Source organism: Arthrobacter sp. FW306-05-C, assembly GCF_021801725.1.
Classification (GTDB): domain Bacteria; phylum Actinomycetota; class Actinomycetes; order Actinomycetales; family Micrococcaceae; genus Arthrobacter.
Genome location: NZ_CP084556.1, coordinates 2,215,168 through 2,233,227 on the forward strand (window position 1 = coordinate 2,215,168; position 18,060 = coordinate 2,233,227).

Here is an 18,060-nt window from a genome sequence, read left to right on the forward strand (position 1 = left end):
GCATGGCAGACAAATACACGCAACTGGTCAACAGCGGCCTGGGCCGCAACCTGGCAAAGAAGCTCGGCCTTCCGCAGCCCGCTGTCCTGCGCCGCTACGAGCCGGGCCAGCCGCTGGTGACGGGACCCGTCGTCGTCGTGGGGGATACTGCAGGGGCAGACAAACTGGCCGCGGAACTGCTGTCCTGGGACCTTGACGTCAGGCGGCACGCTGTCCCGGCCGAAAAACTCGGCGCCATCATCCTGGTCCTCGACGAGGTGGAGCACCCGGCAGAGCTGGAAAAGCCCGTACTGGCCGCGGCCGGCTCGCTCCGGGACCTGCGGCCAGGTGGCCGGATCATCACGTTGTCGCGTCCCGCAGCGGAGGCGACCTCACCCGAAACCGCTGCGGCACGGCAGGGGGTGGATGGCTTCCTGCGTTCCCTTGCCAAGGAACTGCGGGCAGGGGCAACGGGTAACGGCGTACTCCTGGCAGACGGCACCACATCCATCAGTCCCAGCACCCTCGGTGCCATCAGGTTCTTCCTTTCCGCCCGGTCCGCGTTCGTGGACGGCCAGTTCCTGAAGGTTTCAACTGAGGACGGCGGGCTTCCCGCTGACCCCCAACGGCCGCTGGAAGGAAAAGTTGCCGTCGTCACCGGCGCCGCCCGCGGCATCGGAGCCCAGATTGCCCGGACCCTGCACCGCGATGGAGCCACACTGATCCTGGTGGACATCCCGGCGGCCGGGGACCAGCTGGCGTCCGTAGCCAACGAGGTGCGGGGCACTGCCCTGCAGCTGGACATCACCGGCGAGGACGCGGGACAACGGATTATCGGCCATGCCGTCCAGCGGCACGGTCGGCTGGACATCGTGGTGCATAACGCGGGTATCACCCGGGATAAGCTGCTGGCCAACATGGACCAGGCACGGTGGAACAGTGTCATCAACATCAACATTGCGGCCCAGCTCCGGATCAACGAGGCACTGCTGCAATCCGGGCATTTGGGGCCTGCGCCGCGTATCGTGTCAGTTGCCTCCACCAGCGGCATCGCCGGTAACAGGGGACAGACCAACTACGCCGCATCCAAGGGGGGAGTGATGGGAATGGTCCGGGCCAGCGCCCCGCTGTTCGCGTCCCTCGGCGGCACCATCAACGCGGTGGCGCCCGGTTTCATCGAAACCGAGATGACGGCCCGGATCCCCCTTGCCGTGCGCGAGGTGGCACGGCGGCTCAATTCGCTCCAGCAGGGAGGCCTTCCCTCCGACGTTGCGGAAACCATCGCTTTCCTGGCCAGCGACGCCGCGGGCGGCATCAACGGGGAGGTGCTGCGGGTGTGCGGGCAGAACCTGGTGGGGGCATGACAGTCCAGCAACCAGTAATCCTGGCCGAAATGCCCTCCCTGTCCAAGCTCTACGTCAATGCGGCCGCGATGGCAGCACGCCGCAGGCTGCTGGGAAACCACGACACGTCAGTCCTTCCGGCTGAAAGCCATGAAGTCAGGGGCGTGGCTGTCAACGTTGAAAACCTCACCGCCTACCAGCACCTGATCGGTGAGACGGCCAGTGACGTCCTGCCGGCCGGTTTCATCCACGCCATCGCATTTCCCCTGGCCATGAGCGTCATGAACCGGGACGACTTTCCGCTGCCCCTGCTGGGCATGATCCATTTGCGCAACAGCGTGGAGCAGAGGTCGCCATTGGTCTTCACCGACCTTCTGGACATGACCGCCAGGGTGGAAAATCTGCGCGGACACCGTGCAGGCACCCAGGTGGACGTTGTGGCGGAGGTCCGGACTGCCGGCTCTGGGGAGGTGCACTGGCGCGGGGTGTCCACCTACCTGGCCAAGGGCGTGTTCCTGCCCGGGATCGACAAACCCACTGCCATCCCGGCAAAGTCAGACTTCACCGCACCTGACCCAACAGCCCTGTGGCAGCTGGGAGTGGATGCCGGACGTGCCTATGCCGCCGTATCGGGGGACTTCAACCCCATACACCTGAGTGTGCTCTCGGCCAAAGCGCTGGGGCTGCGCCGTTCAATCGCGCACGGCATGTACCTGGCCTCGCGGGCCCTTGCAGATGTGGGACCCGCCCGGGGCGATTCCTTCATCTGGGACGTGGACTTCGAAGCGCCGGTCTTCCTGCCGTCCCGGGTGGCTCTGGAGATCGAAACCGAACAAAGCGGTTCAGGGGCGTGGAAGCACTCCAACTTTGTTGCGTGGAGTCCGCGCTCCGGGCGGCGCCACTTCACCGGCACTGTTTCAGCGCTGTAGCTCCTGGCGCCGGATTCGGGGCTTAGTCCTTCGGCCGCACCGCCCGCAGGATCCGGTGAAGGCTGAGCAGGACCGACTCGGAGGCAGGGACCGTTCCCTGCGCCGCAGGCCTTCCGGCGGTGGCGGCCATACAGGCCTCCACCGCCGCTTTGGCGGTTGCATACGCGTCCTTCCGGGACCCGGTGTCGCCGCTGGAATCGACCGACAGCAGCTCTCCGGTTGCGGTGACGGCGTCTGCCAGCGGTTCGTTGTCCTGCAACGGGATGGCGTAGGGTACGTCGTCTTCCCAGATCACATCGGAAAGCACATCGGTCATGTCCTGGATGTGGAACGTAACGCGCTCCAGGTCCTGCAGGTCGCGGTAATCCTGGTCCATGTCGCGCGGGTGCAGTTTCCGGCGCGGATTCGCCCGGCGGCTTGCGTCGGCTTCCTTGACCAGGTGCCGCACCGACCTGGCCGCCTCGGCCAGTTCGTCCGACCTGCGCGACCAGTCCTCATGCTCAGGCGGCCATTTTTCCTTCAGGGCCGCGCCCATGTCGGTCAGTTGCCGTCCCAGTGCGAGCCGCAGGTCTGCAAGGCTGGAGGCGGCCGCGTTGAAGTGCAGCGGCGGGAAGATCAGAAAATTTACCGCGATGCCCACCGCCACGCCGGCAGCCATCTGCACCAGGTAACCGTAGGAAAAGTCATCGGCATTGCTGCCGCCCACCAGCAGCACCAGGAGTGCCGCCGTCGGAATCCAATCGCTGCCTGAGCCGATGCCCGGCAACCCGCCCAACAGCACTCCCACCCCCATGAAAAGGGCGACTGTCAGGGGTGAGGGCTCGCTGATGCTCACCAGGACGAAAGCGAGGCCAATCCCCATCGCAAGCCCCGCCAAAGCCTGCGCCCCTTGCTTCACCGACCCGGCGACATTGTGGTACATCGCCACCAGTGCACCCAGCGGCGCGTAGTAGGCGTAGTGCGACGCCGCGCCCGGCATGTGGGGAGCGATGGCGAAAGCCAGCCCCGCGGCGAGAGCCGCTTTGGCAGCCAGCTGAAGCCGCTGTGCTGCGAAGGCGGCAGAGAGTCCCGCCACCGATTGCTTGAGTAGTTGGGTCCCCCGAGCCCACCGTGCATCCGGCCGTGCCTGAGTATTGCCCATCCGGACCACAGTAGGCCCGGGGCACCCTCAGGACAAGCCGGCCGCTGACCGCCGCACCTCTGCGGCGAGGCGGTGGGCCCGGCCCGGCGTGCGCCCTTCTTCCTGCCGCCGGGGAATGTAACCGAAGCTCATGCCGTAGGAGGGGTCGGCAAATCCAAGGGCCGCATTGGCCCCCTCATGCCCGAAGGCACGGTAACTTCCGAAGTTCCGCGAGGGGTGCGGTTTCATGAAGACGACGGCGAAAGCATTGTCCAGTCCGGAGGACCGGTCCAGCCCCCACACCTGCTCCCGTGTCATTGCCGCGACAGTCCCACCTGTGAGGAACGGCTCATCGCCGTCGACGCCGGTGGTCGCCGCCGCGTACAGCCGGGCGAGGCCGTCTGCTGATCCCACACCGCCCGCCGCGGACATACCGGCGGCCCGCACGGACCGGATGTTCGGCAGCTCCATGATGGTGCTGAGGGGTGCATTGCTGTTGAGGCCTTCGAGGCTGAGGGGGTCCACCCACGGCTGGTTCGCAACATCTTCGTAGAGGACATCCCGGTACCGCGGTTCCAGGTCCTCCGGAAGGCCGAGGAAGAACTCCACCTCCTGCGGTTTGCGGATCCTCCGGTCATAAAGGTCCTGCAGTGCCTCACCCGTGGTGCGGCGGCACAGTTCCTCCATCAGGATGCCAATGGTGAGTGCGTGGTAGCCGAACTGCCGGCCGGGTTCCCATGCGGGGGCGGCAGCGGCCAGCCGGGCGGCGGCGCGGGCTGTTGTGAACTCGTCCAGCCCGAAGCCGCCCTCAACGCCCAAAAGACCGGCCTGGTGCGACAGCGCCTCCCGCACCAGCAGCCGGTCTTTTCCATGCACTGCGAACTCGGGCCAGTAGTGGGCCACTGTCTTGTCCAGCTCAAGGACGCCGTCCTGCACGAGCAGAGCGATGACCATTGCGGCAACGCCTTTCGAGCAGGAATATGCGCCGGTCAGGGTTTCGGCGTCCATGTCCGGCCCACCCGCCAAGTGCACCACCGGCACCCCGTGCTGGTAGGCAGCGACTTGCGCGCTGTAACGGGGGTCCTCTGCGAGAAGGGACTTGAACAGGCCCAGCACGTTTTCGTACCCCGGCGCCACAAAACCAAGAGAAGTCTGCATGCCTTTCAGTGTAGGAGGAAAGCGATTTCTCGCGCCGGGTTTGGCCCGCTTTAGGCTCCGTGTCCCGGTGCCACTTCCTCACCCGGCCGGACCGGCCCCGGAGGGGTACCGTCGCCGAAGGGCCGGCCGCCCAGGGATTCGCGGCCGTGCTCTTCCAGCCATCCGCCCAACGCGGGGCCGGCGGGAACAATTCCGGTGGGGTTGATGTCCTCATGGACGATGTAGTAGTGCCGCTTGATCTGCACGAAGTCGATGGTGTCGCCGAAGCCCGGCGTCTGGAACAGGTCCCTGGCGTAGCCCCACAGGTTGGGCATCTCGCTCAATTTCTGCCGGTTGCACTTGAAGTGCCCGTGGTACACGGGATCGAACCTTGCCAGTGTGGTGAACAGCCGCACATCCGCCTCGGTGATGGTGTCGCCAACCAGGTAGCGCTGCCGCGAGAGGCGGTCCTCCAGCCAGTCCATGGCGGTCCACAAGCGTTCGTATGCTGCGTCATAGGCTTCCTGCGAGCCGGCGAAGCCGCAGCGGTAGACGCCGTTGTTGACTTCGGTAAAGACCCGCTTGTTCACCTGGTCGATCTCGTCGCGGAGGTGCTCCGGATAGAGTTGCGGCGCACCCGGTCGGTGGAACTCCGTCCACTCCGTCGAAAAGTCCAGGGTGATCTGGGGGAAGTTGTTGGTCACCACTTCGCCGCTGCGCACGTCCACGATGGCAGGGACCGTGATGCCGCGGGGGTAGCCGGGGAAGCGTTTGAAGTAGGCCTCCTGGAGCCGCTCGATGCCCAGGACCGGATCCACGCCGCCGGGATCGAGGTCGAAAGTCCAGGAACGTGCATCATGGGTGGGGCCGGGCTGGCCCAGCGAGATTGCCTCTTCCAGCCCCAGCAGCCTGCGGACAATTACGGTGCGGTTGGCCCATGGGCATGCCCTGGCGGCAATGAGGCGGTAGCGCCCTGCCTCCACCGGCCAGCCGGGCTCGCCGTTGCTGCCGGGCGCGGCGTCCCTGGTGATGCGGTCCTCAATGTAGTTGGTGTCGCGGGTAAATTCCGCGCCGCCTGTCACATAGGCTCCGCGGGTGCTGTGCTCGTTGGTGGCGTGGGTCGCTGTGCGGGTGCTTTCCGTTTCCTGGCTCATGCCACCAGCCTATGCGCCGCCCCTGAAATCTAGGGACCTTTCAGCAGGATCACCGAGATAGGCTGCCACGCCACGAGCCAGGCCCCGGCGACGATCAGCGAAAACAAGGCGATCCAGATCCCCGAGGGAACGGAGGTGGCCCGGTACAGGAGGTAGGCATCGGAGCTGCCCAGGCGGTCCCGGCGGCGGAGGTGGACGTTGGTGAGCTTGAGCAGGTCGCGGACGCCAGCCACCAGCAGCGCCATGCCGAGGACGACGGTAACGTGGCCCACGACGGGCCCAGGTGCCAGGAACGCCAATGCGGCGGTGCCGGCGATGGCTGATGCGGTGATGGCGAATCCGGCCAGGTTGCGCAGGAAGACCAGCGACGTGGCCAGGACCAGCGCAGTGGCGGCCATGGCGGCGGGACCCCAACCACTGAGCCCGCACCACACGAAAGCTGCACCAACCATGGCAGGCACCGGGTAGCCCCAAAAACACGACCACGCGGCCGCCAGCCTGCTCCGGCTGTACGTGGTGGTGGTCCCCGAGTGGTCGAGCCGGAGCCGGATCCCTGCCAGCCGCTGCCCGGAGGTCACGGCGGCAAACGCGTGCCCCAGTTCGTGCGTGGCGGTGGCGAGGAGCCCGAAGTAGCGCCAGCTGCGGCGCGGGACGGACAGGGCGACGGCGGCCGCCAGGGACAGGAGCAGCTCAACCCACGTGACGGTGGGTACGTTTGTTTGGGTGAAGGCGGCGCTGAACGCGCTCCACAAGCTGGCGGGGCTGTCCACCGTTGCCTCCTGGCCGCCGGGCCGGGGTGGTGCGTGCCGGCGTCGTACGTTGTGTGCCCAACCTTACGAAGCTGGGCTGGGTGAATGCTTGGCGGTGAGTGCTTAAAGCCGAAAGGCACGCCTGGTGCGGCGTGCCTTTCGGGCAAGGGTGGTGATTTTAGCCACTGGCGGAAGCGTGTCGCCCTAGCCTTCGCACTCGGTGCAGTAGCTGTGGCCGTCCTTCTGCCGGGCGATCTGGGACCGGTGGCGGACCAAGAAGCAGGAGTAGCAGGTGAACTCGTCCTCAGCCTGCGGGATAACCTGGACTACGAGCTCCTCAGCGACGAATTCGCCACCCGGGACCCCGGCGCCGTCCAGCCCGTCAGCTTCGTCCAACTCCTGCACAACGCTGCGGGCGTCGGGAGCATTCGCTGACTGGAGCTGCTCGAGTGAGTTGTCCTGCGATTCCTTGACGTCGGAACGCAGTTCATCGTAATCGGTTGCCACTTTGGGTGCTTCTCTTTTCTTTGATGGGCTGTCGGGTATGAAACGTACAGCATGGAGCCGGTATTCCCCAACAGGGAGCGTAGATCCGGTGCCGATTGGGTAAAGGTTCAAAGGAGCGGCCGCGGGTTTGGAACCGGAATGCGGCGGCATGGGCAGTGGAGGGACGGCCGGTTGCTGTTCCCTCTGCGTGACGGAAGGGGCAGATTTTGGAGCAACTCACCGCAGAGTTCGGCGGTGCGGGACAAGTCGGCGTGGGTGTCGGTCCCGTGCTGGAGAAATTCGACGCCGTGTCCAGGATCGTGGTCCTGCGCGGGGGCGGTTTGGGAGACTTGATTTTCGCGATCCCCGCCATGGCGGCGCTGAAGGCGGCCTACCCCGAAGCAACCATCACCTTGCTGGGCACGCCGATCCACAAGGCGCTGCTGGCGGCACTGAAGAGCCCCGTTGATGAGGTGGTGGTCCTGCCCTTCGCCGAGGGAGTCCGGCCCGGGGAAGAAGATGCGGAAGAACTGGAGCGTTTCTTCGCGCAGATGCGCAGCCGGAACTTCGACCTCGCCGTCCAGGTCCACGGCGGCGGGCGGTATTCCAATCCTTTCCTGCTGCGCCTCGGGGCGCGCCACACGGTGGGCACCAGGACACCCGACGCCGCCAGCCTGGAACGCACCATCCCCTACCTCTACTACCAGAACGAACCACTGCGGGCCCTGGAGGTGGCAGGATTCGCAGGTGCCTTCCCCGTTGACCTCGAGGCCCGGCTGTCGCCGGCTGATTGTGGAGCAGCCACGGAAGCTGCCAACAGCGAAGCCGGCCAGCCGCTGGTGGTGATCCATCCCGGTGCCACCGACCCCCGCCGTCGTTGGCCGGCGGAGAAGTTCGCCGAACTCGCGGCCGCCTGCGCGGCTGACGGGTCACGGGTGATCACTGTTGGGGACAGCAGCGAGCAGGAGTTGGCAGAGGGGATTGCCGAGCGGGCGGCATCGCCCGGCGTCCGCTCCGTGGCCGGGGCACTCGATATGGCGGGACTGGTGTCGCTGCTGGCGGAAGCTGATGTTGTCGTGGCGAACGACAGTGGCCCACGGCATCTGGCGCAGGCGCTCGGCGTACCCACGGTGGGGATCTTCTGGGCGGGCAACGTGATCAACGCCGGCGCCCTGGGCAGGAGCCTGCACCGCGTGCACGCGTCCTGGGTCACCACCTGCCCCACCTGCGGCATCGACGTCACCCAGGTCGGCTGGACTGCCCCGCGCTGCGCCCACGACGACTCAGTGGTGGCCACAATCGGAGTGCCTGAAGTGTATGAGGACGTCCTCAGCCTCACCGCCACGACGTTCGCCAAGCAGGACGCATGACCGGCGCCGAAAGCGCCCAGCAGTCCGGCGACACGATTCCTGCCGATGGGAAACCGGAACTTCTGGTCCTGCGCGCCTTGAAGCTGGGCGACCTGCTGGTCGCAGTGCCGGCACTCAAAGGCATCCGGCGGGCTTTCCCTGAGCACCGGCTGCGCTACGCGGCACAGGGATGGTTATCCGAAGCACTGGGTCTGGTGGGCGGCTATGAGCTGCTGCCGACGCACGGCCTGGATGAACCCCTGGCGATGGAACCGGGCGTGGTGGATGTGGCCGTCAACCTGCACGGCAGCGGTCCGGAGAGCCAGGGGCGGATCGACGCGCTAAAGGCACGGCAGACCGTGGGCCACCGGAGCCCGCACCGGGACGGTCCGCCCTGGCGGCCGGAGCTGCACGAGCGCGAACGCTGGGTACGGCTGGTGGAATGGCATGGCATCGAGGCGGATCCGCTGGATGTGCAGCTGAATTCGCCGCATATGCCCAGCCCGGTCCCAGGCGTCACAGTCCTGCATGTGGGAGCTGCATACGGCAGCAGGTTGTGGCCGGCAGAGCGCTTTGCGGCGGTGGCAGCGGCGCTCGCAGAAGCGGGACACCAGGTCGTGTTCACCGGCGGGACATCGGAACGGGTAAGGGCTGAGGAAGTGTGCCGCCTCGCAGGACTCCCGGGCACCACCGTTCTTGCCGGGGTGCTGGGCCTTGGTGAGTTCGCTGCCACGATCGCCGCCGCACGCCTGGTTGTCTCAGCCGACACCGGAGCGGCGCACCTGGCATCCGCGTACGGGACGCCCTCCGTGGTGCTGTTCGGGCCGGCCCCGCCGGAAATCTGGGGGCCTCCTCCGGGACCGCATGTGGTCCTGACCCGCGCGGAACTCCGGCGCGGGGACACGTTTGCAGCCCAGCCAGATCCTGCCCTGCTGGCCGTCCAGGTCCCCGATGTCATGGCTGCCGTAAGGAGCCTGGGGCTTCTCTAGGCACTGTGGATTTGCACGCCGTTGATGTGGGTCCGCAGGGTTGGAGTCCGGCCCCTGCGGCCTAAAATTGGTGCATGAGCACTGAGCTGGAAATCGCCTTGGTGTTGGGGACAGCGTTCCTGTGGGTCACCGTGACGCTGACGATTCTGTCCGCCATCGACCGGCCGGAACGGAAAGCGCGGCGGCAGGAACGGCGCGACATCCGGGCGGAGAAGCGGCGGATTGAGTACCGTCCGGTGGCTGCCGGTTCCCACCCCCAAGGGCGGGGCCGGCGCCCCCGGAGCCGCAGGCTGCACCCGCACTGACGACGGCGGTCTTCCGCGGGTGCATCAGCGTGGAGCACCCGCGGGAGGGCGACGCGCCCTGGCAGGCGCCCGCCGTCGTGGGCTTTGCTGCATTGGCCTGCTGAATGTGTGCCTGCCGCAGCTTGCCCCTGCCCCTGCCTGCCGCAGCGTTGAAGGTCAAGTCTTGACCGCATCCGCCGAAACCCTGACACTTTCCCGATGGGAGTAAGCGAAGAGTTGCGGGCGCTGGGGGACGTGGTGGACAGGCTTGCGGTGAAGTTTCCCGCCCTGCCCAGGGAACACATCGAGGACGTGGTCCAGCAGGAGCACAGCCTGCTGGACACCGGCAGGGTCCGCGCGTTCATACCTGTCCTGGTTGAACACGCCGCCCGGGACCGCCTCTCGCGCTGAGACCGGCGCCGGGGATTAAGGCGCAGGTGCGACGTCGATGAGCACCTTTCCGATTGTTCCCTGTTCCACGGCATCATGTGCCGCCGGCGTCTGCTCAAGGGTGAAGCGCGTCAGGGGCAGTCCATGGTCTTCGCCCACCCGCAGCGCACCCGCTTCCAGGGCCCCGGCAACTGCCGACACTGCCTGCTGTTTCTGCTCATCCGTGACCGTGTAGGTGAGGATGAACTGGTAGCGGACGTTCTTGGTCATGCTTTCCCGGATGGGAACATTGAGCGATTCCCCGGGGTTGGCTGCATAAATGGAGACCGTGCCGCCGGGTTTGAGGACCTGCAGGTCAGTCTCGATGTTCGCCGGCGCATTCACGTCCACGATGATGTCGACGCCGTCCGGTGCTGCTGCCTTAACGGCGTGGACCACATCCTCGGACCGGTAGTTGATAACCGTGTCGGCGCCGGCACGGCGGGCAAGCTCAGCCTTCCGGTCTCCGCTGACGGTAGTGATGACCGAAGCCCCTGCCCAGTGGGCCAACTGGATGGCCGCATGCCCCACAGCCCCTGCGCCTCCGGTGACCAACACACTCCGGCCTGCCAGGGCTCCGGGGGAGAGCTGATCCGGGCCGTCCTCGTTCGAAGTCAGGGCACGGTGTGCTGTCAGGGCTGGAATTCCCAGCGAGGCACCCGTATCGAAGGATTCGGCGTCCGGTAATGCCACCACCTTATGGGCAGGCACCACGACGTATTCCTGGGCCGTACCTTCGTTACCGGCCCATGCGACATCCCAAAGCCACACACGGTCGCCCACGTTGAAACCGGCCACCCCGGACCCCAGTGCGTCGACAACCCCGGCTCCGTCCTGGTTGGGAACCTTGGGGTCGGGCAGCTTGTTGCTTCCACTGCCCGACCGTGACTTCCAGTCGGTGGGGTTCACTCCGGACACCACCAGACGGACCCTGACCTCGCCCGGACCCGGATCACTCACCGGTTTGTCCTGCAGCTTGAGCACAGATGAGGGACCTGTTGCTTCGTACACGATTGCCTTCATGTCTTCTCCCATGTCCGGTTGCATAATTCTTACGGGTTCCAAGCTACCGCTGCCGGTCAGGGGTTGCGGGCGGCGTCGGGGTCAGTGGGTGCCTCCGTGCGGCGCTTCTGAATAAGTTCCTTTGTCCGCACCAGGCGCAGGAGGGTTACCAGGATGATGCCGCCGAGAACGTTGAACAGCAGCGTGTAGCCGAACCAGCCCAGCCACTGCACGTAGCTGATGTCCGCGCCCGAGTGGATCGCGGCGAAGATCAGCAGGGAGTCGAGGATTGAGTGGAAGAGCGGTAGCGCAGCCAGGAGGAACCCGCCGATAACGGTGGCCACAATGCGCGCCACATCGTTGTCCGTGCCTTGCTGCATCCTGCTCATGAGGGTGATGGTGCTTCCACCCAGGACGGCCAGGGCAATGGACTGCAGGGAGAACGGGGCGTCAACGAAATGGTGGGCGCTCTCGCTGACCACCGTTGACCATTCGGGGAATGCCACCATGACGATCCACACGAAGATCCATCCGCCCAGCAGGTTGGAAATGAGCGTTCCTCCCCACAGCTTTGCCAGTTGGGTGTAGCTCGCTTCCTTCGCAGCGACAGCCGCAACAGGCATCAGGAAGTTCTCCGTGAACAGCTCACTGTGGGCCAGCAGGAGGGCGATGAGCCCCATGCTGAACGCCAGGCCCGCTATCAGATGGTTTCCCGTTTCATGGAGCACTGCCAGGTACGCCATGATGCCCAGTCCCACCTCAAAACCGCCGAACACGCCTGTCACAAGGATGTTCCGCATGGTTCGATGCAGCCGCTCGGCCCCCTGGCCCACCGTCCGTTCGAACGACTCCTGAAGGTCATGCTCAACTGGGGCGTCAGACTCCCCGAGCTCCCGCCGTCGTTCTTCGCTCATGTGCCTCTCCGCTGCCGGGTCGCCTGGAATGCTACTGGGTAAGTACCCGCCGGAGCCGGTCCCACCCATCCGTGTGCTGGCCAAAGGGGGAGGGCACGAAAAAGGCGCACCCCGTTCGCTGGGTGCGCCCCTTCCAAAAGACCGTTTCTTAGTCCTTGAAAGCGTCCTTGACCTTTTCGCCGGCCTGCTTCAGGCCGCCCTTTGCCTGGTCCGCCTGGCCTTCGGCCCGCAGGCTCTCGTCGCCGGTGGCGTTACCCGCCGCTTCCTTGCCCTTACCGCCGGCCTTTTCGGCAGCGTTCTCGATCTTGTCGCCCAGTCCCATGGTGTTACCTCCTGTGGTTGACAGCCGTTCGCATTCGGCTGGAAACATCATAAGCATGCTTATGATCTATTTTTCAAGTCCACGGGCGTCGGGGGCTAAAAGCGGGTGGTGCCGCGGAGCCCACGGGGACGGCCGTCCGGGTCGACAATGAACCGGTAGACCGGATCGGCCCAAAGGCGATGGAGGGGCGGGACAGGTTCCGGGGCATGGCGGCGTACCTGTCCCGCGGGCCGTTTCGTACGGCGGCCCGTACTGTGCCAGCGGTCCAGGGCATCGGCCGTGCGGTTCCATAACTGCAGCGCCCCATCCATCTGGAGCTGGGTGTCGTCTTCGTCCAGGCCGAGGTGTTCGGCCCACAGCTGCTGCCGCAGCTCCCTGGCGAGCGGGCGGGACCCTGGGGTACGTGTTCCCCCGTCCTGTGAGCCTTCGGCGGAGGTATCGATCACGGCGCAGGTGAGCTCGCTGTCAGTGGTCCAGGACCGGCGGTTGAAATTGTCGGATCCGCAGGTGAACCAGGTGTCGTCAATAATGCAGATCTTGGCGTGCACGTAGACGGGAGTCCCCTCGCTGTTCTCCAGGTCAAACACCCCCACCCGGTCCGGCGCGGCCTTGCGGAGCATGCTGATGGCGCGCAATTGCCCCAAGCGCCTGGGCGGACCACCGAGGAACCCGTCGGAGTCCGGGTACCTGGGCACCACGATGATCACGTTCAGTTCCTGGTTGCGCTCCAGTGCGGCTGCTATTCCGTGTGCCACTTCGCTGGACCACAGATACTGGTCCTCGATGTAGATGAGGGAACGGGCCTGGCCGAACGCTTTTGCATAACCCCGCGCGATGCTGCGCTCGCCGTTCGGTGCGAACGGGAAGGGCGGGTGCTTCAGGCCGTAGGTGCGGAGCAGCTGAACGGCATGCGGACCGGCCGGAGGCGGGGGAGGAGCGGCCTCCGGGAGCGGTTTGGGGTGCCGGGGCATGCGGGCCAGGCGCTGCAACAGCATCCGGTACGGCGTATGGCGGTCAAGCGGGTGGGGATCGTTCCACCGTTCGGCAAACACGGCCAGCACATCGGCCACTACCGGGCCCCGCAGTTCGAGGGCGGCGTCATGCCATGGGGGCCTCGGGCCGTAATGCGAATCCATCTTCACCGCCTGCGGGTCTCCGGCGTGGCCGGCGTCGTCCCGGCGGCTGTGCGAAAGGTCGATTCCCCCTACAAAGGCGACATCGCGGGAGGGGTCGTCGCGATAGCGGATGACCATCAGCTTCTGGTGATGTGAGCCGAACAGGCGCACCCGCTGATCCAACAGGGCCTCCCCGCCGGCGTCGTTGATCTGCCGGCTGAGATGTTCGTTGGAGCGGCCGCTGATGGGCGCAGATATGCGCTCGCCGTGGGATCTCCAGACGAGGCCGCGCACTTCCACTCCCGATCTGGCCAGCCCGGCGAGCAACCCGCCGATGGTGGTTCCGTCTGGCGCAATCTGCTCATCGGCATCGCCGCGCCAGTCGGTGAACCAAACCCTGTCACCCGCCTGGAGGCCGCGCAGCTCATCCCGCAGCCTGGCGAAGTAGGCTGCTCCGTGAACCAAGGGGCGGACCAGGTTGCCTTCCGACCACGCCCGAGTTCCAGCACCACCTGCCTGGATGTCAGAGGCGGGGTTGCCGCGCTCAACCCAATTCAGAAACCACTTGCCAACCATGCTTTCCACTCGGTGCTCCTTTCGGGGCCCGGGGGACCGGGCGACTGGGTTCCCAAACTAGCCTACGTACCGGCGCAAATGGTGACCGTGAAAGGAGCGGCCCCGCCTCCAGTAGCCGCGACGTGCGCAGGAGCGGCGGAATAGGCTTGGCCATGGCAGTTCCCCTCCGAACAAAGAATGAGGCCACAACACCATGTCACTGAAGGAAAAACTGAAGGGCGACGTCGTCGCTCATATGAAAGCCGGTAACAGAGTGGCCCTGACCACGGTCCGCAACGTCCTGGGCGAGATCGAAACGCGGGAGAAGTCCGGAAAGACCCCCATTGAGCTCGATGACCTCCAGGTCACCGCACTCCTGCAAAAGGAGGCTGCCAAGCGCCGGGACACCGCTGCCACGTATTCCGCCGCCGGCCACTCCGACCGCGCGGACGCGGAGATCGCCGAGGCCGAGGTCATCGAGACCTACCTGCCCAAGGCCCTGACCCGTGAGGAAGCCGAAGCCATCGTCGACGAGGTTATCGCCGGCCTGAAGTCAGAGGGCGCCGAGCTGAGCATGCGCTCCATGGGGACCATCATGAAATCCGTCACTCCCAGGATCGGGGGACGCTTCGACGGTAAGGCCGTCAGCGAGATGGTTAGGGGCCGGTTGGCCTGACCAGTATCCGGGAGCATTGCGGGGTTTAGCCCACGTGGATTGGGGGACGCTGCGGGGGTCCCGCCCGGGACATGGTCTTAGTAGGCTCGCTGGTGGAACCGGGAGGCCCCAGAGGAGCGGATATGCGCACGAACGCTGGTAGGACAAAAGCCATCGGTAACAGGACCAGGCGGCTGCTGGCGGTCACCGTCATTCTTGCCTCTGGCACCGCAACAACTGCCATCGCCGCGAACAGCCCGGCAGTGCCCCCTGGTCCTCCCACTCCAGTCGGTTCCGCGGCTTCCCCGCGGCCCACTGACCAGTTCATCGTAAAGTTCAAGCCCTCAGCAGCGGGCAGCGTTGCATGGCGGGGCAAGACGTATGCGAAGGCTGCCGGCGATACCTCCATCGAGGTCAGGGAGGTCAAGACCACGGCCGGCGACGCCAAGGTAGTGAAGGCAAGCCGCCGGCTGAGTGCTGCAGAGTCCCAGCGTATGTTGGAGAGCCTTGCCGCAGGCGCTGACGTCGCCTCGGTGGAGCCCGACATCCTCCTGTATCCGTCGTCCATACCAAACGACCCCTACTACTCCCAGCAGTGGGCTTTGTCCGATCCCAATTCCGGCATCCGCGTCCCCTCAGTGTGGGATAAAACCACGGGTGCGGGACAGGTCGTCGCCGTTATCGACACCGGCATCACCCAACACAGCGACCTCAAGGGCAATGTCACCGCCGGTTACGACATGATTACCGATCCAGCCTCTTCAGGTGACGGCGACGGAAGGGACGCCGACCCCTCCGATCCGGGGGATTTCCGGACCGCAGGTGCTTGCGGTTCCGGCTCGTCCGCCAACTCTTCCTGGCACGGAACCCACGTGGCCGGGCTTATCGCCGCCGTCGCCAACAATGCCGAGGGAGTCAGCGGCGCTGCTCCCGGAGTGAAAATCGAGCCGGTCCGCGCACTCGGCGCCTGCGGTGGTTACCTCTCTGATGTTTCCGACAGCATTACCTGGGCCTCAGGGGGGACGGTCAGTGGCGTACCCGCCAACGCTAATCCGGCGAAGACCATCAACCTGAGCGTCGGGGGAACTGCCGCGTGCCCTGCCACCATGCAGGCAGCCATCGACGGCGCCGTGAGCCGCGGTTCCACTGTTTTTGTCGCTGCGGGCAATGAGAACCAGCCCGCGTCGAACGTCGCGCCAGCGAACTGCAACAACGTGATTGCCATCGGCGCCAGCAGCAAGGCCGGGTCCAAAGCGTCGTACTCGAATTTCGGACCCACGGTGGATGTCATGGCCCCGGGAGGCGACACGGATGCGGGGATCCTCTCCACGTTGAATGCCGGTACCACCAGCCCGGGCGCCGAGACCTATGGATACATGATGGGCACGTCAATGGCCACGCCCATGGCGTCGGCCGTTGGTGCCTTGATGAAGGCAGCCGATCCCTCCTTGGCGCCATCCCAAATCGAAGCCAAGCTCAAGGCGACCGCACGTCCCCTCCTGGGAACCTGCCCGGGGGGATGCGGAGCGGGCCTTATCGATGCCTCCGCTGCCGTCACCTTTCCAGCCCCGCAAACTCCGATCGCCGCCAAGGCGGCATCCCTGAATGGCGCCCTCGGAGCGGCCACCACAGGCGAGATCTACGGCCTGAAGGACAGCGGCGGATATCAGTGTTTTGAACACGGGTGCATCGTTTACTCGCCTGCATCAGGGCCACACGTCTCCACCGGCGCTATCCGGGGGCTTTGGGCAGCCACGGGTTTTGAGAACGGCCGGCTGGGATACCCGGTGACTGACGAGGTCACCGGTCTTCGGGATGGGGGCGTTTACCAGAACTATCAGGGCGGAGCGATCATCTGGTCTCCAGCCACGGGCGCCCACATCTCCATCGGTGCGATCCGGTCCATCTGGGCCTCAACGGGGTTTGAATCGGGACGCCTGGGATACCCCACAAGCGATGAATATCCGACTGGCAATGATGGGAGTGTCGCCCAGAACTACCAGGGCGGCATCATCCATTGGAGTCCGGGCGGCTACTACATCACCTGGGCGTAAAGGGGCAGCAGGAGCAAGCGCCCGGGATGTCCGGGACTGGGGTTCCCTTTGCTGTTTCGGCGTAAACTGCCGGAGCCCCGACATCCCTGCGCCCGCCTGGCAGAACCACCTGTGCCAGCGACCGCCAGCGTAGGTGTCAGCGTCGCGGTTCCCCTGGCGGCCCTGCTTATCGCAGGGGCCCTGACTACGGCGCGGACACGAGGTTGGCGGCCTGGGTGCGTAATCTGTAGAACGACCACGACGCCGTCCTTAGCCATGTCCCTTGCAGCCGCGGTAGCCGGGCGACAGAATCCGTCAGCCCTGCGGCCAGGATCCAGGCGGGAAATTGTCGGCTGATGCAGGACTTGTTACCACCGGACACTCCTGCGGGCGGCGAGACGTTCTGGGGAAAGACCGGCACGGCGAGCTATGGCAGGTTTACCTTCCTGCTGCTTCGGCATCGGCAACGGGTGTCTGCATGTGCTGTGGGCTGCTCGCGGGCTCGGGCATCGCCCGCCCTCTGGCTTTCGCAAGGGACACCAACATGCTTAGAACCGTAACTGTCCAGGCAAGCCCGGTCAGGAACACCAAGGCGATTGCCGCTAAGGGGTGCATGGCGAAAGCTTAGGACGGTGACTCCCGTAGATCCGGGCGCAACTCCGTGCCGAAGTCCGCCTTTATGCCAGCGGCCGTAACGTACTGTCAGAAGATTGTTGCTGCGGCATGTGTTTGGGGACGGCGGTGAAACCACTGAGGTTGCTGCCTCGGAGTTGCTGGACGTCGTCAATGCAGGACCAGCCCGGCGGTCATCATTCCGCGGAGGCATCATTTCGTCCCACCGACAGATGAGTATCGCGCGGAAGCAGGCCGGGCTCCTGCTGACTCCAACAAATGCGGCAGCAGGGGAGATGGGGCGGCCTGAAGCAGTGGGCCGGGTAGTGGCGCCGTCATTGGGGGACTGGGCCAGCAGGGCCCGTCCCATCTGCACGCCGACCATCTGCACGCCGACCATCTACACGTCGGACGTTTACTTCGCCCTGCCTGCTGCGGTCCAGAAGCCATGACGGGTCCGTTTCCGGCGGCGGCCGGCGCCGCAGCCTTCTGATCAGGGCCGCGAAGGGCAAAAGCAGCAATTGCAGGAGGCCACCCGCGATGAGTACGCCGATGCACAAGATGATGATCGGGCTGTACAGAATGAAGATCCCTGCGATGGCGGCAAGGTAACCGAAAGTGAACCCGAGGATTGTCCCGGTATCCATTCCTGCTCCAAAGAAAGGTCACCCTGAATAGGTGATTGCTTATTAGATTGGTGGCTACCCTGCTTCTTGGCGGGCTGCCTCACGGTCGGATAATCGACATCAGCCGCGGATTCGTCTGAGTCTCAACCTGTGTCGTCGCGGGGCAGGGGCTTGGCCGGTAAAGGGCCGGGCGCGGCGCCAGGGCCGATGGGGGCGATAGCTGATCGGGACTGGAACCGGCGGTGCCGCAGCCACCCTGGAGGATCCCTTCCTGCGGC

The 18,060-nt window shown here is 65.5% G+C and carries 18 protein-coding genes; 9 read left to right on the top strand and 9 right to left on the bottom strand.

Annotated features, from left to right (window positions below; genetic code table 11):
* Nucleotides 1-2: 2 nt before the first annotated feature.
* A complete protein-coding gene (locus tag LFT44_RS10190; protein ID WP_236802719.1) occupies nucleotides 3-1,343 on the top strand; it encodes a 3-oxoacyl-ACP reductase in 1,341 nt (446 codons plus the stop codon).
* Nucleotides 1,340-2,251: a MaoC family dehydratase gene (locus tag LFT44_RS10195; RefSeq protein WP_236802721.1), complete on the top strand. Its 912-nt coding sequence runs from the start codon at nucleotides 1,340-1,342 to the stop codon at nucleotides 2,249-2,251. Before LFT44_RS10190 ends, LFT44_RS10195 begins: the two co-directional genes overlap by 4 nt.
* A gap of 22 nt (nucleotides 2,252-2,273) precedes the next feature.
* On the opposite strand, the gene LFT44_RS10200 is transcribed toward LFT44_RS10195, so the two are convergent.
* From LFT44_RS10200 to LFT44_RS10220, 5 genes are all read right to left on the bottom strand, one after another.
* Nucleotides 2,274-3,326, bottom strand: a complete 1,053-nt coding sequence (locus LFT44_RS10200; RefSeq protein ID WP_236802858.1) for an FUSC family protein — start codon at nucleotides 3,324-3,326, stop codon at nucleotides 2,274-2,276.
* A gap of 93 nt (nucleotides 3,327-3,419) precedes the next feature.
* Nucleotides 3,420-4,529, bottom strand: coding sequence for a serine hydrolase domain-containing protein (locus LFT44_RS10205; protein ID WP_236802723.1), 1,110 nt, complete (start codon nucleotides 4,527-4,529; stop codon nucleotides 3,420-3,422).
* 50 nt (nucleotides 4,530-4,579) lie between these two features.
* Nucleotides 4,580-5,662 (bottom strand): glutathione S-transferase family protein, encoded by a 1,083-nt coding sequence (locus LFT44_RS10210; RefSeq protein ID WP_236802725.1) that lies wholly within the window; start codon nucleotides 5,660-5,662, stop codon nucleotides 4,580-4,582.
* Between the two features lie 29 nt (nucleotides 5,663-5,691).
* The gene (locus LFT44_RS10215; RefSeq protein WP_236802727.1) at nucleotides 5,692-6,432 is read right to left on the bottom strand and encodes a M50 family metallopeptidase; all 741 of its coding nucleotides are present in this window, start codon (nucleotides 6,430-6,432) and stop codon (nucleotides 5,692-5,694) included.
* Between the two features lie 183 nt (nucleotides 6,433-6,615).
* Complete coding sequence (locus LFT44_RS10220) at nucleotides 6,616-6,918, bottom strand: DUF4193 domain-containing protein (protein ID WP_018761323.1); 303 nt, start codon at nucleotides 6,916-6,918, stop codon at nucleotides 6,616-6,618.
* Between the two features lie 206 nt (nucleotides 6,919-7,124).
* Between LFT44_RS10220 and LFT44_RS10225 the strand changes: the two genes are divergently transcribed.
* The 4 genes from LFT44_RS10225 to LFT44_RS10240 all read left to right on the top strand — a co-directional run bounded on the left by LFT44_RS10225 (nucleotide 7,125) and on the right by LFT44_RS10240 (nucleotide 9,930).
* A complete protein-coding gene (locus tag LFT44_RS10225) occupies nucleotides 7,125-8,267 on the top strand; it encodes a glycosyltransferase family 9 protein (protein WP_236802729.1) in 1,143 nt (380 codons plus the stop codon).
* Entirely contained in the window at nucleotides 8,264-9,235 is a 972-nt protein-coding gene (locus LFT44_RS10230; protein ID WP_236802731.1) for a glycosyltransferase family 9 protein, read from the top strand. The genes LFT44_RS10225 and LFT44_RS10230 overlap by 4 nt, the downstream gene beginning before the upstream one ends.
* A gap of 74 nt (nucleotides 9,236-9,309) precedes the next feature.
* Entirely contained in the window at nucleotides 9,310-9,540 is a 231-nt protein-coding gene (locus tag LFT44_RS10235; protein ID WP_236802733.1) for a hypothetical protein, read from the top strand.
* Between the two features lie 198 nt (nucleotides 9,541-9,738).
* Entirely contained in the window at nucleotides 9,739-9,930 is a 192-nt protein-coding gene (locus tag LFT44_RS10240; protein ID WP_236802735.1) for a three-helix bundle dimerization domain-containing protein, read from the top strand.
* Between the two features lie 15 nt (nucleotides 9,931-9,945).
* On the opposite strand, the gene LFT44_RS10245 is transcribed toward LFT44_RS10240, so the two are convergent.
* The 4 genes from LFT44_RS10245 to LFT44_RS10260 form a co-directional block, all read right to left on the bottom strand.
* The gene (locus LFT44_RS10245) at nucleotides 9,946-10,971 is read right to left on the bottom strand and encodes an NADPH:quinone reductase (RefSeq protein ID WP_236802737.1); all 1,026 of its coding nucleotides are present in this window, start codon (nucleotides 10,969-10,971) and stop codon (nucleotides 9,946-9,948) included.
* Nucleotides 10,972-11,027: 56 nt separating this feature from the next.
* On the bottom strand, nucleotides 11,028-11,864 hold the full coding sequence (locus LFT44_RS10250; protein WP_236802740.1) for a formate/nitrite transporter family protein: 837 nt from the start codon (nucleotides 11,862-11,864) through the stop codon (nucleotides 11,028-11,030).
* Between the two features lie 148 nt (nucleotides 11,865-12,012).
* Nucleotides 12,013-12,186 carry a CsbD family protein gene (locus tag LFT44_RS10255; protein WP_142133841.1) on the bottom strand — a complete coding sequence of 58 codons (174 nt, stop codon included), beginning with the start codon at nucleotides 12,184-12,186 and terminating at the stop codon, nucleotides 12,013-12,015.
* Nucleotides 12,187-12,281: 95 nt separating this feature from the next.
* Nucleotides 12,282-13,877 (bottom strand): phospholipase D family protein, encoded by a 1,596-nt coding sequence (locus LFT44_RS10260; RefSeq protein WP_236802859.1) that lies wholly within the window; start codon nucleotides 13,875-13,877, stop codon nucleotides 12,282-12,284.
* A gap of 193 nt (nucleotides 13,878-14,070) precedes the next feature.
* Between LFT44_RS10260 and LFT44_RS10265 the strand changes: the two genes are divergently transcribed.
* The 3 genes from LFT44_RS10265 (at nucleotide 14,071) to LFT44_RS10275 (ending at nucleotide 17,608) form a co-directional block, all read left to right on the top strand.
* Nucleotides 14,071-14,532 (top strand): GatB/YqeY domain-containing protein, encoded by a 462-nt coding sequence (locus tag LFT44_RS10265; protein WP_236802741.1) that lies wholly within the window; start codon nucleotides 14,071-14,073, stop codon nucleotides 14,530-14,532.
* A 122-nt stretch (nucleotides 14,533-14,654) separates the two neighbouring features.
* The gene (locus LFT44_RS10270) at nucleotides 14,655-16,565 is read left to right on the top strand and encodes a S8 family serine peptidase (protein ID WP_236802743.1); all 1,911 of its coding nucleotides are present in this window, start codon (nucleotides 14,655-14,657) and stop codon (nucleotides 16,563-16,565) included.
* 692 nt (nucleotides 16,566-17,257) lie between these two features.
* On the top strand, nucleotides 17,258-17,608 hold the full coding sequence (locus LFT44_RS10275; RefSeq protein WP_236802745.1) for a hypothetical protein: 351 nt from the start codon (nucleotides 17,258-17,260) through the stop codon (nucleotides 17,606-17,608).
* The last annotated feature ends 452 nt before the right edge of the window (nucleotides 17,609-18,060 follow it).

Excerpts from the sequence above, each read along its gene's own strand:
- LFT44_RS10210 (WP_236802725.1), bottom strand. The coding sequence starts at position 5,662 with ATGAGCCAGGAAACGGAAAGCACCCGCACAGCGACCCACGCCACCAAC.
- LFT44_RS10255 (WP_142133841.1), bottom strand. The coding sequence starts at position 12,186 with ATGGGACTGGGCGACAAGATCGAGAACGCTGCCGAAAAGGCCGGCGGT.
- LFT44_RS10250 (WP_236802740.1), bottom strand. The coding sequence starts at position 11,864 with ATGAGCGAAGAACGACGGCGGGAGCTCGGGGAGTCTGACGCCCCAGTT.
- LFT44_RS10245 (WP_236802737.1), bottom strand. The coding sequence starts at position 10,971 with ATGAAGGCAATCGTGTACGAAGCAACAGGTCCCTCATCTGTGCTCAAG.
- LFT44_RS10260 (WP_236802859.1), bottom strand. The coding sequence starts at position 13,877 with ATGGTTGGCAAGTGGTTTCTGAATTGGGTTGAGCGCGGCAACCCCGCC.
- LFT44_RS10265 (WP_236802741.1), top strand. The coding sequence starts at position 14,071 with ATGTCACTGAAGGAAAAACTGAAGGGCGACGTCGTCGCTCATATGAAA.
- LFT44_RS10270 (WP_236802743.1), top strand. The coding sequence starts at position 14,655 with ATGCGCACGAACGCTGGTAGGACAAAAGCCATCGGTAACAGGACCAGG.
- LFT44_RS10205 (WP_236802723.1), bottom strand. The coding sequence starts at position 4,529 with ATGCAGACTTCTCTTGGTTTTGTGGCGCCGGGGTACGAAAACGTGCTG.
- LFT44_RS10235 (WP_236802733.1), top strand. The coding sequence starts at position 9,310 with ATGAGCACTGAGCTGGAAATCGCCTTGGTGTTGGGGACAGCGTTCCTG.
- LFT44_RS10190 (WP_236802719.1), top strand. The coding sequence starts at position 3 with ATGGCAGACAAATACACGCAACTGGTCAACAGCGGCCTGGGCCGCAAC.
- LFT44_RS10195 (WP_236802721.1), top strand. The coding sequence starts at position 1,340 with ATGACAGTCCAGCAACCAGTAATCCTGGCCGAAATGCCCTCCCTGTCC.
- LFT44_RS10240 (WP_236802735.1), top strand. The coding sequence starts at position 9,739 with ATGGGAGTAAGCGAAGAGTTGCGGGCGCTGGGGGACGTGGTGGACAGG.
- LFT44_RS10230 (WP_236802731.1), top strand. The coding sequence starts at position 8,264 with ATGACCGGCGCCGAAAGCGCCCAGCAGTCCGGCGACACGATTCCTGCC.